Here is a 13,779-nt window from a genome sequence, read left to right as displayed (position 1 = left end):
CCGGCACAACCCCACGCAGCACCCCACCCCATCGGGCAGAGACCCATTCCGCAGGAGTTGGGCCCGCCCGACGTCAGCGGCGCTCGTGGCGGCGGGCGTAGGCGGCGGCATCCCGGCTCGACAGCGCGAGAAGCACCAGGATGTCGAGGCTCACCGTCACCAGAGTCGTTCCGACCGTGATGTCCTGTCCGAGCTCCCACCATCCGACGAAGGCCGTGACGATCGAGATCGTCGACACGAGCATGACGATTACGCGAGCGACGTTGCTTCCGCGCAGCAGCAGGACCCCGAAGACCACCTGGACGAGCGTCACCAGACCCAGGATGCCGAAGAACAACCCGGCTCCGAGACCAAGGTCTGAGAGGGTCAAGGCGGGCTCCGTGCCGGAGCCGTCGGCCGCACCCGCCACCGCCTGCACCCAGGGCGGCAGGGGGAACACGACGGTGAGGCCCCACACGATCCCCGCAAGCGCACGGAGCAGCACGAGCACTCCCCCGGCCACCGTCGCACCGGGGCGACGCATCGCCGGGTCGCGCGCGACCGGGGCGGCGATCGGCTCGAACGCCGCCCTCTTGCGCGGATGCCTCTCGGTCACGGCCGCCCCTCTCTCGAGACACCGCGGGCACCGGCATCCGCCGATACCCCGCTCACGTCGAGGATCGGCAGGTCGCCGTCGGTGGTGATGCTGTCGCCGCCGCCGTTGCGCGAGTGGTATCCGGTCGAGAAGTCGCGGATCACGTCGACCGCGACCCCCGGAATCTCCTGCACCGTCTCGACGATGTGGTCGCGCTCGATGTCGGTGTCGGCGTCGATGCGGTGCGTGACCTGCAACGTGAACAGCGACAACCCGACGGCGCGGTCGAACGTGCCCGCGGCGAGCCAGTCCACGCGCCGACCGCCCGGGAGCAGCCAGCCCTCGGGACACCGCCAGAGGCGCACGTGGTGTCGTTGGGCGGGGGACCCCGCGACCTCCTGCTGGTACGCGAGATCCTGCATCCGCCCGAACAGGAACAGCGGACTGACCGGGGCGGTCGGGTAGCTGCGGCGGCGCAGCGTCGACGTGATGATGCGCCACGACGAGCCGAAGCCGACCGGGTCGGCCGGAATCCACCCGGCGGCGGCCATCACGGCCTCGACCTGCGCCCGCTCCCCCTGGAACGCGAGGTTGACCGGGTCTCCGAGCAGCCCGTCCGACGTGCGCGTGCGGCCCATGAAGTAGTCCGGCACGTAGATCGCGGTCAGGATGCGATGCAGCCGCGGCAGGACGAGGTAGGCGAGGAGACCCCAGAACACGATCGCCATGACGATCCCGGCCCAGCCCAGAGTGAAGGTCTGGGTGAAGCTCAGGTACGCGAGCCAGACCGCGGCGAGCCCCGCGAAGACGAAGAAGAACCCGTCGAGCAGCCGCCCGAACGACCAGCGCCTGCGCCTCTCCATGTCGCTACCAGAGAGCCGGTTCGGGCTCGTGGGCGAACGCCTCGGCGACGCGGCCCGGCGGCAGACCGAAGCGGTGCGCGGGCGACCACGACGGCGAGCGGTCCTTGTCGACGAGCTGGGCGCGGATCCCCTCGGCCAGGTCGGGCTGCGTCGTCGCGAACCACATCACCAGCCCGTACTCCTGCGCGAGCGCCGCGCGCAGCGACGGCAGGGTCCGCGCTCGACGCACGGCCTCGAGCGTCACCGACACCGCCGTCGGGGCGGACGCCTCCAGCAGGTCGGCGGTGGCGTGCGCCTCGGGCTCCCAGCGCTGGCGGAGACGGGACAGGATGCCGTCGAGGTCATCGGCCGAGAAGGCGTCGTCGATCCACGGACGCCACGTCTCGAGGTTCGACCGCTCGGGACTCTCGTCGAAGAGCAGGACCAGCTCGGTCGGGCTCGACGGGTCGGCGCGGTACTCCAGCGCCTCCTGCAGTGCGTCGAGGTGGGCGACGGGAACGAGGTGGTCGGCGAAGCCGGCATACAGCGCGTCCGCGGCATCCATCGTCGCACCGGTCAGGCCGAGATATTCGCCCACCCGACCGGGCGCTCGGCCGAGCAACCATGACCCACCGACGTCCGGGGTGAAGCCGATACGGGTCTCGGGCATCGCGAGCTGCGAGCGCTCCGTGACGATGCGGATGCGGGCGTGACCGGCGAGTCCGACCCCACCGCCCATCGTCACGCCGTCGGCGATCGCGACGATGGGCTTGGGGTAGGTCGCGATGCGGTGGTTGAGGGCGTACTCCTCGCGGAAGAAGGTGTGCACCTCGTCGGCGCGTCCGTCGACGACGAAGTCGTAGAGGGCGCGCACGTCGCCACCGGCGCAGAAGCCGCGGTCGCCCGCACCGTCCAGCAGGACCAGGTCGACGTCGGTATCGCGCTCCCACCGATCGAGCGCGACGGCCAGGAGCCGGATCATGCCGAGGTCGACGGCGTTGATCGCGCGCGGGCGGTTGAGCGTGAGGTGGCCCACCCCGCGCCCGGCTCGCGCGATCACCGCGTCGTCGTCGGATCGCTGTGCGTTCACGCTGCCACGTTACACAGGGCGCCAGATGTGTTTTCGTGTCCGGATCGGGGAAGATGGGGAGAACGCCCGCCGAACGAGAGGTACTCGATGCCCCAAGGACAGGTGCTGGAATTCTCCGGGCTGACCAAGCGCTTCGGCGCGGTGTCGGCCGTCGACGGCCTGACCGCTCGCGTGGAGCCGGGCCTGGTGACGGGATTCCTCGGCCCCAACGGCGCCGGCAAGACCACGTCGCTGCGCATGCTGCTGGGCCTCGTGCGGCCCACGTCCGGTTCGGCGACGATCGGCGGTCGTCGCTACGCCGAGATCGACCGGCCCCTGCAGACCGTCGGCGCCGCGCTCGAGGCATCCAGCTTCCACCCCGGACGCTCGGCGGCGAACCATCTGAAGGCCTACGCCCGCGCCGCGCGGCTGCCCCTGTCGCGCATCGACGAGGTGCTCGGGCTCGTCGGTCTCGCCGACGTCGCCGGGCGCCGGGTTGGCGGTTACTCCCTCGGCATGCGGCAACGGCTCGGGCTGGCGACGGCGCTGCTCGGAGACCCCGGTGTCCTCGTGCTCGACGAGCCGTCGAACGGTCTCGACCCCGAGGGCATCCGCTGGATGCGCTCGCTGCTGCGCCACCTCGCCGAAGAGGGACGCACGGTGCTGATCTCGTCGCACTTGCTCGCCGAGGTGCAGCAGACCGTCGACGCGCTGCTCATCATCTCGCGGGGGACGCTCGTGTTCCAGGGCGGCACCGAAGACCTCGCCGACCCGGACGAGTACTCGACGGTGGTCGACTCCCCCGACCGCGCAGCGCTGTCGCACCTACTCGAGGAGCGCGGGATCGCGTTCCAGCTGCTGCGCAACGGCTTCACGATCCGGCACGTCGAGCCGCTCGAGATCGGTACGTTGGCCGCCGGCGCCGGCATCGTGCTGTCGCACCTGCAGAGCAAGGGTGCGAGCCTCGAGGACATCTTCCTCGAGCTCGTCAGCGGGGTCCGCACCCACGCGAGCGCGGCCGGTCCCGCGTCGACCGCTGCACCGCTGACCGACGCAGAAGAGCCGGAGACGGATGCCGCAGAGCCGACGCCCGAACCGGCGTCGACGTCCGAGTCCGCCCCGCTCCCCGCCTGGGCTCCGCCGTCGACCGACCTCGTCCCGGCCATTCCCGCCCGACGCAGCGCTCCACCCGACGTGCCGGAGGACGATCCCGACCCTCGGCCGTCGTACGCGGTGGCCTCCACGGGCGTGATCGACATCGTGCCCGTCACCGACGGCCGGACCGACACCCGCGCCGCAGACACGGAGGTGCCGCGATGAGCCTGGTGGCATCCACTCGCTCGGAATACACGAAGCAGTTCAGCACCGCCGGATGGTGGGTGCTGGGGATCGTGCTCGTCGTCTATGTCGGCTTCACCGCGGGCGTGCTCGCCTTGGCGTTCGGCGGCGTGGCGTCGGGTCGACTCCCCGGCGCCTCCGGACCCGTCCCCTCGGCGGACGGTCTCGCCCGGCTCGTCTACAGCTCGGCGAGCGCGGTGGGGTACGTCTTCCCGCTGCTCGCGGGGACGCTGATGGTGACGACGGAGTTCCGACACAAGACCCTGACCCCGACGTTCCTCGCCACGCCGCGGCGCGGCGTCGTGCTCGTGGGCAAGTTCGCGATCGGCGTCCTCGTCGGGCTCGTCTACGGCGTGATCGGGTCGATCGCCGCGATCGGCGCGGGAGCCGCGGTCTTCGCCGCGTTCGGCCTCGACACCGAGCTCGGCTCGTCCGACACCTGGGTGCTCGTCGGCCGCATGCTGCTGGCTTTCGCGCTCTGGGCCGTCGTCGGAATCGGCGTGGGCACGGTGGTGCGCAATCAGGTGGCCGCGATCGTGATCGTGCTGGCGGTGACACTGTTCGTCGAGCCCATCGTGCGGACGATCGCCGGTGTCGTCGACGGCCTCGGCGAGGTGGCGCGGTGGTTCCCGAGCGCGGCCAGCGACGCGCTGGTCGGCGAGACGATCTTCGGCGCCGTGGGCGCAGGCGGCGCCGAGCCCCTGGAGTGGTGGCTTGGTGGACTCGTGCTCCTCGGCTACGCCGTGGTGCTGGTGCTCATCGGGCTCGCGACGACCTGGCGCCGCGACATCGACTGATGCGTGCGCGGCGCGGCGCGGCTGCGGCTGCGGCTGCGGCTGCGCTGCGAACGCAAACGATCGGGTCGAACGCACACGTTCGGGACGCCCGCATTGTGCGCGCTCGGGCGGATCGTGTGCTTTCGCGCAGCTCGACCGCGGAGCCCGGCGCCGACCCGCGTCAAGACACGAGGTCGGCGACGTCCTCCGGCTCGGATGCCACGTCCAGGCGCAGCGCCTTCAGCAGGGCCACGCCGTGCTTGGTCGTGAGCACCAGGCGTTCGAACTCGTCGTGGCCGCTGAGGTCGATCACGACGCTCGACTTGCGGCGACGGATGACGACGAAGTCGTTGCCGCCGGCCGACTTCCACGTGCCCATCGCGACGGCGACGGGGAGGTTGGTGCCGGGATTGGGGACGCCGCGCAGCCACGTCCACGCGTCGTCGGTCAACTGCACGCGGTCGATCGTCGCGCGCGGCACGACGATGTTGCGCTTGCGGAACGACAGGGCACGCTCGGTCGGCGAGAGCACGACCTCGAGCTGCGCCTGATCGAGCAGCAGGGTCACCATGGCATCCATCCTGCCAGCGCGGCGAAGCCCGATCCGTCCTCCCGCCTCACGAGAGCGCAACGATCCGCGGCGGCGCCGTGCGACCGCGAGACTGCACGCGCCTGACGAAACCGGCGCAGCCTGCAGTGGCGTTGTCACGCAGATGCGGTCTCGCGGGCTGGGGCCCGCGGCACGGAGTCCGCGGCACGGAGCCCGTGCGGCCCGGGTGTCGGAGCGGAGGGATAGCCTGGAGCGATGAGTACGGGCAGCGCTGCGCCGCAGGCCGCACCGGCCCGAGGCGACTCGATCGACGACCTCCTCGCTCGCGTGCGGGGCGGGCACCGGCCCGACGTCGACGAGACCGAGCGGCTGCTCCACGCCCCACTCGACGTGCTCTCGCGAGCCGCCGCGCAGCTCCGCGACGAGGGCCTGACGCGCGCCGGCCGTCCGGGCGTCATCACGTACTCGCGCAAGGTGTTCGTCCCGCTCACGACCCTGTGCCGCGACCGCTGCCACTACTGCATCTTCGTCGACACCCCCGGCCAGCTCGCGCTCCTCCGCAAGCCCGCGTACATGAGCCCCGAGCAGGTGCTCACGGTCGTGCGGCAGGGGCAGGCGCTCGGCTGCAAAGAGGCGCTGCTGACCCTCGGCGACCGCCCCGAGGAGCGCTGGCCCGAGGCCCGCGCGTGGCTCGACGAGCACGGCTACGCCTCGACGATCGACTACGTCGCGCACGTCGCGCGGCTCATCACCGCCGAGACCGGCATGCTCGTGCACGCCAACCCCGGCGTGATGCACCCCGACGAGCTCGTGACACTGCGCCCCGTGTCGCCGTCGATGGGCATGATGCTCGAGACCACCTCGCGCCGCCTGTACGAAGAGCCCGGTCAGGTGCACTTCGGCTCACCCGACAAAGACCCTGACCTGCGTCTGCGCGTCATCGACGACGCGGGGGCCGCCGGCATACCGTTCACGACCGGCATCCTGGTCGGGATCGGCGAGACCGTTCGTGATCGCGCCGAGTCGCTCGTCGCCCTGCGCGACCTCGACGACCGGCACGGCCACGTGCAGGAAGTCATCGTGCAGAACTTCCGCGCGAAGCCCCGCACCGCCATGCAGGGAGCCCCGGATGCCGACATGCACGAGTACCTCGCGACGGTCGCCGTCGCACGGCTCGTGTTCGGACCCGACATGCGCATCCAGGTTCCGCCGAACCTGTCCGACCCGCGCGAGCTCGGCCTGCTGATCGGGGCCGGGATCGACGACTGGGGCGGGGTGTCACCGCTCACGGCCGACCACGTGAACCCCGAGCGCCCGTGGCCGCACATCGACGACCTCGCCGCGCAGACCGCCGCCCACGGCTTCGCGCTGCGCGAGCGCCTCACCGCCCACCCCGAGTACGTGAACGACGCCGCGACCTGGATCGACCCCGCGCTGCACGCTCCCGTGCGGGCGCTGGCGGATGCCACGGGCCTCGCGGCCGACCTGATCCCCGGGGCCGCGCGGCCCGCCACGGGAGGAGATTCGGCGACGGGAGGGCAGTCCGGTGCCAAGGCATCCTCCGCTCCCCGGATCTCCTCCGCTCCCAGCGGCGCCGCGGCTGCCCTCGCTCCCGACCCCGGCGTGCGCCGGCTCGCCGAGTCCGCCGCGGCCGACCCGCTCGCCCTCGACGACGCGGACTGGACGCGACTGCTCCACGCCACCGGCGCCGAGCTCGACGCCCTGACCGCCGCGGCCGACGACGCGCGCCGGTACACCGTCGGCGAGCCGGTGACCCTCGTCCAGAACCGCAACCTCACTTCGACCGGGTTCCGCCGGGCGGGACGCACGGGCGCGGGCGAGTTCGATCTCGCGGATGCCGAGGCGATCGCCGCGGATGCCACCGACCTCGGCGCCACCGAGATCTGCATCCAGGGCGCACTCCCCGCCGAGGAGGATCCGTCGAGCTACCTCGACCTCGTGCGGGCCGTGAAGCGCGGGTCTCCCGGCATCCATGTCCACGCGTTCCGTCCGCTCGACGTGCGCGACCTCGCCGACCGCGGCGGACTCGGGCTCGAGGGCGCTCTCGCGGCCATGCGGGAGGCCGGCGTCGACACGGTGCCGGGCACCGGGGTCAAGGTGCTGAGCGAGCGCGTGCGCGGGCTCGTCGCACCGGCCGACCTCGAGATCGACCGCTGGGTCGAGGGCATCACGGCCGCGCATCGCGCGGGTTTCCGTTCGACGTCGGTGCTGTTCTACGGCCACGTCGAGACCGCCGCCGAGCGCATCGCGCACCTGCGGACGCTGCGCGGCATCCAGGCCGAGACGAACGGCTTCGCGGAGTTCGTGCCGATCCCGCTCCCCGGCGGCGAGGTGCCGCTGGTGACGGGGCGCTCCGCGCTCGACGAGCACCGCGCCATGGTCGCGGTGTCGCGGCTGCTGCTGTCGGGCGCGATCGCGCACGTGCAGATCCCGTGGACCCGCGTGGGCCGCGAAGCCACCGCGGTGCTCCTGCGCTCCGGCGGCGACGACCTCGGCGGCACGCTGTACGACGGCCGAGTGCTACCCGACACCGGTATCGAACAGGGTCTCGAGCTGCCCGTGAAGGATGCCGAGCGCCTCGCCCGCAGCCTGATGCGGCCGTTCCGCCTGCGCACGACCGACTACGGCGTCGAGCGCGCTCCGGTGGTCTCCGCGTGAGCGTCGTCGACGTCGTCGTGGTCGGCGCGGGTTTCGCCGGGCTCGGCGTGCTCGGAGCCCTGCACCGCGCGGGTCGCGACGACGTCGTCGTCATCGAGCGCGCGGGCGACGTGGGCGGTACCTGGCGCGACAACACGTATCCGGGTGTCGCATGCGACGTGCCGGCGCACCTGTACAGCTACGCCGCGCACCCGCACGCGGGCTGGTCGCAGACCTTCGCCGAGGGCCACGAGATCCAGCAGTACCTGCGCGACGTGGCCGCGGGGCTCGAGGACCGCATCCGGTTGCGCACCCCGCTCGTGTGCGCGGAATGGGATGCCGAGACCTCGGTCTGGCACGTCGACACGGGTGCCGAGGTGCTCCGGGCGCGCTCGCTCGTCCTCGCGTGCGGACGCCTCACTGAACCGCACGTCCCCGCGATCGACGGCCTCGAGTCGTTCGCCGGTCCGCTGTTCCATTCGGCGCGCTGGGACCACGACGTCGACCTCACGGGAAAGCGCGTCGCGGTCGTCGGCACCGGCGCGAGCGCGGTGCAGCTCGTGCCCGAGCTCGCTCGCCGCGCCGCCCACGTGACGCTGTTCCAGCGCACGCCCGCGTGGATCGTCCCCCGCGGCGGCGGTGAGATCCCGCCGGAGGAGCGCGAGCGCCTCGCCGAGAACCCCGGCGCGCTCGCGCGCCTGCGCGCCGAGCTGTACGCCGAGGGCGAGGCGCGCTTCGCGTCCCGCTCCGGCGACGCCGCGGCCTCCGCTGCCGCGCGCGACGCCGCCCTCGCGCACCTGCACGCCCAGGTCGCCGACCCCGCGCTGCGCGAAGCCCTGACCCCCGACTACGCCTTCGGCTGCAAGCGCGTGCTGCTCTCGGACGCGTTCTATCCCGCCGTGGCATCCGACGGGGTCGCTCTCGAACCCAGCGCCCTCGACCGGGTCGACGGGTCGACGCTCACCGCCGCCAGCGGGCGGCAGCACCAGGCCGACGTGCTCGTGCTGGCCACGGGTTTCGCCTCCACGCAGCAGCCGTACGCCGACCTCGTGCGCGGAGAGGACGCCACGCTCGCCGAACACTGGTCGGACGGCATGACCTCGTTCGGGTCGACCGTGGTCGCGGGGTTCCCGAACCTGTTCGTCCTCAACGGCCCCAACGCCAGCCTCGGCCACAACTCGGCGGTCCTCATGATCGAGGAACAGGCCGCGTACGTCGTCCGGGCGCTCGCCGAGCGCGACCGGCGCCTCGACCGCACGCTGCGCGTCCGCCCCGCGGCCGAGGCGGCCTATACGGACGAGATCACCGCCGCCGCGGCATCCACGCCCTGGATGACCGGCGGATGCCGCAACTGGTACGTCGACGAGAGATCGGGGCGGTTGACTCTGCTGTGGCCGGGCACGGTGCAGGCGTTCCACGAGAGACTGACCGGTACCGACGGGTCGGAGTTCGAACCCGCGCACACCCCCGTGCGCGGCTGACGTATCGCCCGCGTGCGCGGGTCACGGAGAAGGAGAATCATGGTCGTTCCGCTGCGATTCGGATACAAGGCCTCGAGCGAGCAGTTCGGGCCGAACGAACTGCTCGACTTCAGCGTGCTGGCCGAGGAGGTCGGGTTCGACTCGGTCTTCCTCTCCGACCACCTGCAGCCGTGGCGGCACGAGGGCGGACACGCCCCCAACGCCCTGCCGTGGCTCGGCGCGCTCGGCGCTCGCACCTCGCGGGTGCTGTTGGGCACGTCGGTCCTCACCCCGACGTTCCGTTACCACCCGGGCGTCATCGCACAGGTGTTCGCGACGCTCGGCGTGATGTTCCCCGGCCGTGTCGCGCTCGGCGTCGGCACCGGCGAGGCGCTGAACGAGGTGACCCTCGGTCTCGAGTGGCCCGAGCCGCCCGAGCGCTTCCAGCGCCTCAAGGAGGCCATCACCCTCATCGACAAGCTGTGGACCGAAGATCGGGTCACGTTCGAGGGCACCTACTACTCGGTGAAGGATGCCACGATCTACGACCGTCCCGAGCAGAAGGTGCCGATCTACATCGGCGCCTCGGGACCCGCGGCGACGCGCCTGGCCGGACGCATCGCCGAGGGGTACATCACCACGAGCGGCAAGGACCCGGCGCTGTACACCGAGAAGCTCCTGCCCGCGCTGGACGAGGGCCTCGCGAAGGAAGGGCGGACGCGCGACGACGTCGACACGCTCATGGAGGTCAAGGTCTCGTACCACCCCGACCACGAGACGGCGCTCGAGAAGACGCGATTCTGGGCGCCTCTGGCCCTCTCGGCGGAAGAGAAGATGAGCGTCCACGACCCGCTCGAGATGCAGCGCCTCGCCGACGAGTTGCCCATCGAGCGCGCGGCATCCCGGTTCATCGTCTCGACCGACCCCGACGAGCACGTCGAGCGCATCGCGCACTACGTCGACCTGGGCTTCCGGCACCTCGTGTTCCACGACCCCGGACACGACCAGGAGGAGTTCCTGCGCACGTACGGTGCCGAGATCCTCCCGCGGCTGCGGGCGCGGTTCAGCTGAGGCGGGTGCGGCGCGCCCGGTCCCGTGCCGCGCTCCGGTGGTTCCCCGCCTCCGCAGCACGAATCGCGGGCGCACCGCTACCCCCGTCCGGAAATGTCCGGAGTCCGGCACACAATGGAGCCGATGAGCATTCCTGAGATCCGCGACGGCTGGACGATCGTCGTGCCGGTCAAGCCCGCTGCGCTCGGCAAGACGCGGCTGACGTCCGTGACGGCCGACCGCGAGGCGCTCGCGCGGGCGATCGCGCTCGACACGATCGCGGCCGCCGCGGCGACCCCCCGCGTCTCGCACGTGCTGGTGGTGACCGACGACGCCGAGGTGTCGGCCCTGGTGTCGCAGTGGCCCGCCGTCGACGTCATCGCCGAGGGCGACGTCCGCGGTCTCGATGGCGCGATCGCGCTGGGAGTGCAGACCGCCGGTCAAGGCGCGCCGCGCGCGGCCCTGCTCGGAGACCTTCCGGCCCTGACGCCGCAGGATCTCGATGCCGCGCTCGAACTCGCCGGCCAGGTCGAGCGCGGGCTGGTCCCGGATGCCGAGGGCACCGGCTCCACCCTCGTCACCGCCCGCCCGGGCGCCGTGTGGGTGTCCGCCTTCGGCGCGGGCTCCGCGGCCCGGCACCGACTGCTCGGGTGCACCGACCTCGCGGTCCCGCGGGGGTCGTCCCTGCACCGCGACGTCGACACCGCCGCGCAGCTCGCCGAGGCCGTCGCGCTGGGCGTCGGGCCGCGGACGGCTGCGGTGCTGGCGGCCGCGGCGGCCTGACGCGGCGCACCCGGATTCGACGGATGTGGGCGACGCCCTACGCCCCGAGCGCCACCTCGGCGATCGCGGCCGAAGCCTCCTCGTCGCGCATCCACAGCGGCGCGACGACGGCACGAACCCCGGCGGCCTCCACGTCGGGAGCTGCGGCGGCATCCTCCTCGGCGAGCAGCCAGGCGTCGAGCAGACCCTCCGCCGACCGCGCGCCGTAGTGCCGGGCGACGGCCGCGGCCGAGGTCTCGACGCCGATCGCCGTCAGGCACACGTCGGCCATGCCGCGTACGACGCGGCCGCCGATGACCGGCGACACGCCCACGACCCGCGCCGAGGTCGACCGGAGCGCCTCGCGAATGCCGGGGACGGCGAGGATCGGACCGATCGACACGACCGGGTTCGACGGGGCCAGCAGCACCACGTCGGCCTGCGCGATCGTCTCGAGGACGCCGGGGGCGGGGGTGGCATCCACGATTCCGTGGTTCTCGAACCGGGTCGGGGCCAGAGCGGCGCGGTAGCGCGTCCACCACTCCTGGAAGTGCAGGCGCCGCCCGTCCTCGACGTGCACGTGCGTGTCGACCTCGCTGTCGGTCATCGGGAGCAGATGGATGCCGAGCGGCCACCGCTTCGCCATCCGACCGAGGACCTCGGTCGGCGTGAGGCCCTCGCGCAGCCAGCCGGTGCGCGCGAGGTGCGTGCCGAGGTCGAGATCGCCGAGCGTGAACCACGGCCACCCGGCGCCCCACGCCTGCAGTTCTTGGTTCACGCGCTCGGTGTCGCCTGCGCGACCCCAGCCGCGGACCGTGTCGTTGACCCCGGCGAGCGCGTACGTGATCGAGTCGACGTCGGGCTGCAGCCGCACGCCCGCGAGCCACAGGTCGTCGCCGGTGTTGACGACGACGGTCGCCTCCGGCGCCCCGAGCCGGCGCAGGGCGGCGCGGACGCCGAGGGTGAACTTCGATCCGCCGACGCCGCCGGCGAGCACGACGACGCGGGGCTGAGGGTGCGGCATCCGTCCAGTCTTCCACCGCGTCGCGGCGGTGCGGTGCGCCGCGTTAGGCGACATCACCGTGCACAACTCCTGCACTTTCCTCGTCGGAGTCCCGATGAGCCCCGGAATCCCGCGGGCCGACCGCAGCCCGGCCGGCCTTCTGCAGGAGGTGTGCACGCCAGGGGGAACGGCCACGGGTCGACACCGCGCGCACCCCGGATACCGCACCCGCACCGGCGGCCCGTGCACAACTCCTGCAATTGCAGCGCCCGCCCCGACGCACGCCCCGGAATCCCGCGGGCCGACCCCAGCCAGGCCGCGGATTCTCAGGAGTTGCGCCCAGGGCCGCGGCGCTACTGGGCGAGCAGCGTCGGGTCCGCCGCGCCGGCCGCCGTCCGCGCGGCCCCGGGCAGAGCGTCGAGCACCCGCTCGAGCGCGACGTCGTCGTGAGCGGCGGTGAGGAACCACGCCTCGAACACGCTCGGGGGCAGCGAGACACCGGCATCCAGCATCGCGTGGAAGAACGGGGCGTACCGCCACGACTGCTGCGTCAGCGCCGTGGCGTAGTCGAGCGGCACCTCGGGGAGGAACGCGATGCCGAACAGCGACCCGGCGCGCGGCACGGTGTGCACGACGCCCTCCGCGGTCAGCGCCGCGTCGAGAGCGTCGGCGACGCGGGATGCCGACGCGTCGACCGCCGCGTACACCTCGGGTGTCGCCAGGCGCAGGGTCGCGAGGCCCGCCGCGACCGACAGCGGGTTCCCCGACAGCGTGCCGGCTTGGTACACGGGGCCGAGCGGCGCGAGCTGATTCATGACGTCGGCGCGGCCGCCGAGAGCGGCGAGCGGCATCCCCCCGCCGACGACCTTGCCGAACGTGAGGATGTCGGGCAGATAGGTCTCGCCCTGAGAGGCCTGCAGGCCCCAGAATCCGGCGGGGTGCACGCGGAAGCCGGTGAGCACCTCGTCCATGATGAGCAGCGCGCCGTGACTGTGCGCGACGTCGGCGAGAGCCGCGTTGAAGCCGGGGAGCGGCGGGACGACACCCATGTTCGCGGATGCCGCCTCGACGATGATCGCGGCGATGTTCTCGCCGTGCACGGCGAACGCCTCGCGCACCGCGTCGAGGTCGTTGTAGGGGAGCACGAGCGTCTGGGCGGCGATCGGCGCGGGAACCCCCGCGGAGCCGGGGAGCGCGAGGGTCGCCACGCCGGACCCGGCCGCGGCCAGCAGCCCGTCGGAGTGCCCGTGGTAGTGGCCCGCGAACTTGATCAGGAGGTCCCGGCCGGTCGCGCCGCGCGCGAGACGGATCGCCGTCATCGTCGCCTCCGTGCCCGTCGAGACCAGGCGCACCTTCTCGACCGGCGCCAGGTCCCCGACCCGCACGCGGTGGGCGATCAGGTCGGCGAGTTCGACCTCGGCCCCCGTCGGCGCGCCGAAGGACAGACCTTTGGATGCCGCCGACTGCACCGCCCCGACCACCTCGGGGTGCGCGTGGCCGAGGAGTGCCGGACCCCACGAGGCGACGAGGTCGACGTACTCGCGACCCGCGGCATCCGTGATCCGGGCGCCGGACGCCGACTGCACGAACCGCGGCGTCCCGCCGACGGATCCGTACGCCCGCACCGGCGAGTTCACGCCGCCCGGGATGACGTCCTTCGCGCGCGCGAACCACTGGTCGTTGAGGTCTGTCATGGC

Annotated in this window: 12 protein-coding genes; 6 read left to right on the top strand and 6 right to left on the bottom strand. The window is 72.6% G+C overall.

The features are described from left to right. Positions 1–73: 73 nt before the first annotated feature. The 3 genes from D8Y23_RS08460 to D8Y23_RS08450 are packed head-to-tail and all read right to left on the bottom strand — an operon-like array spanning position 74 to position 2,506. Positions 74–595, bottom strand: coding sequence for a hypothetical protein (locus D8Y23_RS08460; protein ID WP_128217716.1), 522 nt, complete (start codon positions 593–595; stop codon positions 74–76). Then, on the bottom strand, positions 592–1,437 hold the full coding sequence (locus D8Y23_RS08455) for an LssY C-terminal domain-containing protein (RefSeq protein WP_128217715.1): 846 nt from the start codon (positions 1,435–1,437) through the stop codon (positions 592–594). The genes D8Y23_RS08460 and D8Y23_RS08455 overlap by 4 nt, the downstream gene beginning before the upstream one ends. A gap of 4 nt (positions 1,438–1,441) precedes the next feature. Next, complete coding sequence (locus tag D8Y23_RS08450) at positions 1,442–2,506, bottom strand: enoyl-CoA hydratase/isomerase family protein (RefSeq protein ID WP_128217714.1); 1,065 nt, start codon at positions 2,504–2,506, stop codon at positions 1,442–1,444. An 87-nt stretch (positions 2,507–2,593) separates the two neighbouring features. Between D8Y23_RS08450 and D8Y23_RS08445 the strand changes: the two genes are divergently transcribed. Continuing rightward, a complete protein-coding gene (locus D8Y23_RS08445) occupies positions 2,594–3,805 on the top strand; it encodes an ATP-binding cassette domain-containing protein (RefSeq protein WP_128217713.1) in 1,212 nt (403 codons plus the stop codon). Beyond that, positions 3,802–4,620 (top strand): ABC transporter permease, encoded by an 819-nt coding sequence (locus D8Y23_RS08440; RefSeq protein ID WP_128217712.1) that lies wholly within the window; start codon positions 3,802–3,804, stop codon positions 4,618–4,620. The genes D8Y23_RS08445 and D8Y23_RS08440 overlap by 4 nt, the downstream gene beginning before the upstream one ends. Positions 4,621–4,780: 160 nt before the next feature. Here the strand turns inward: D8Y23_RS08440 and D8Y23_RS08435 are convergent, their stop codons facing one another. Beyond that, positions 4,781–5,170: a hypothetical protein gene (locus D8Y23_RS08435; protein ID WP_128217711.1), complete on the bottom strand. Its 390-nt coding sequence runs from the start codon at positions 5,168–5,170 to the stop codon at positions 4,781–4,783. A 234-nt stretch (positions 5,171–5,404) separates the two neighbouring features. On the opposite strand from D8Y23_RS08435, the gene cofG reads away from it, so the two are divergent. The 4 genes from cofG (at position 5,405) to cofC (ending at position 11,100) form a co-directional block, all read left to right on the top strand. Then, entirely contained in the window at positions 5,405–7,828 is a 2,424-nt protein-coding gene (cofG, locus tag D8Y23_RS08430) for a 7,8-didemethyl-8-hydroxy-5-deazariboflavin synthase CofG (RefSeq protein WP_128217710.1), read from the top strand. Further along, entirely contained in the window at positions 7,825–9,288 is a 1,464-nt protein-coding gene (locus tag D8Y23_RS08425) for a flavin-containing monooxygenase (protein ID WP_128217709.1), read from the top strand. Before cofG ends, D8Y23_RS08425 begins: the two co-directional genes overlap by 4 nt. Positions 9,289–9,327: 39 nt before the next feature. Further along, the gene (gene fgd, locus D8Y23_RS08420) at positions 9,328–10,338 is read left to right on the top strand and encodes a glucose-6-phosphate dehydrogenase (coenzyme-F420) (RefSeq protein WP_128217708.1); all 1,011 of its coding nucleotides are present in this window, start codon (positions 9,328–9,330) and stop codon (positions 10,336–10,338) included. Positions 10,339–10,461: 123 nt separating this feature from the next. Beyond that, positions 10,462–11,100, top strand: a complete 639-nt coding sequence (gene cofC, locus D8Y23_RS08415; protein ID WP_128217707.1) for a 2-phospho-L-lactate guanylyltransferase — start codon at positions 10,462–10,464, stop codon at positions 11,098–11,100. A 37-nt stretch (positions 11,101–11,137) separates the two neighbouring features. On the opposite strand, the gene cofD is transcribed toward cofC, so the two are convergent. Next, positions 11,138–12,103, bottom strand: a complete 966-nt coding sequence (cofD, locus tag D8Y23_RS08410) for a 2-phospho-L-lactate transferase (RefSeq protein WP_128217706.1) — start codon at positions 12,101–12,103, stop codon at positions 11,138–11,140. A 332-nt stretch (positions 12,104–12,435) separates the two neighbouring features. Then, positions 12,436–13,776: a glutamate-1-semialdehyde 2,1-aminomutase gene (gene hemL / locus D8Y23_RS08405; protein WP_128217705.1), complete on the bottom strand. Its 1,341-nt coding sequence runs from the start codon at positions 13,774–13,776 to the stop codon at positions 12,436–12,438. Positions 13,777–13,779: the final 3 nt, after the last annotated feature.

It is taken from the genome of Microbacterium enclense (genome assembly GCF_004022425.1).
Lineage (GTDB): Bacteria > Actinomycetota > Actinomycetes > Actinomycetales > Microbacteriaceae > Microbacterium > Microbacterium enclense_A.
This window is presented reverse-complemented; position numbering and strand designations above follow the sequence as displayed.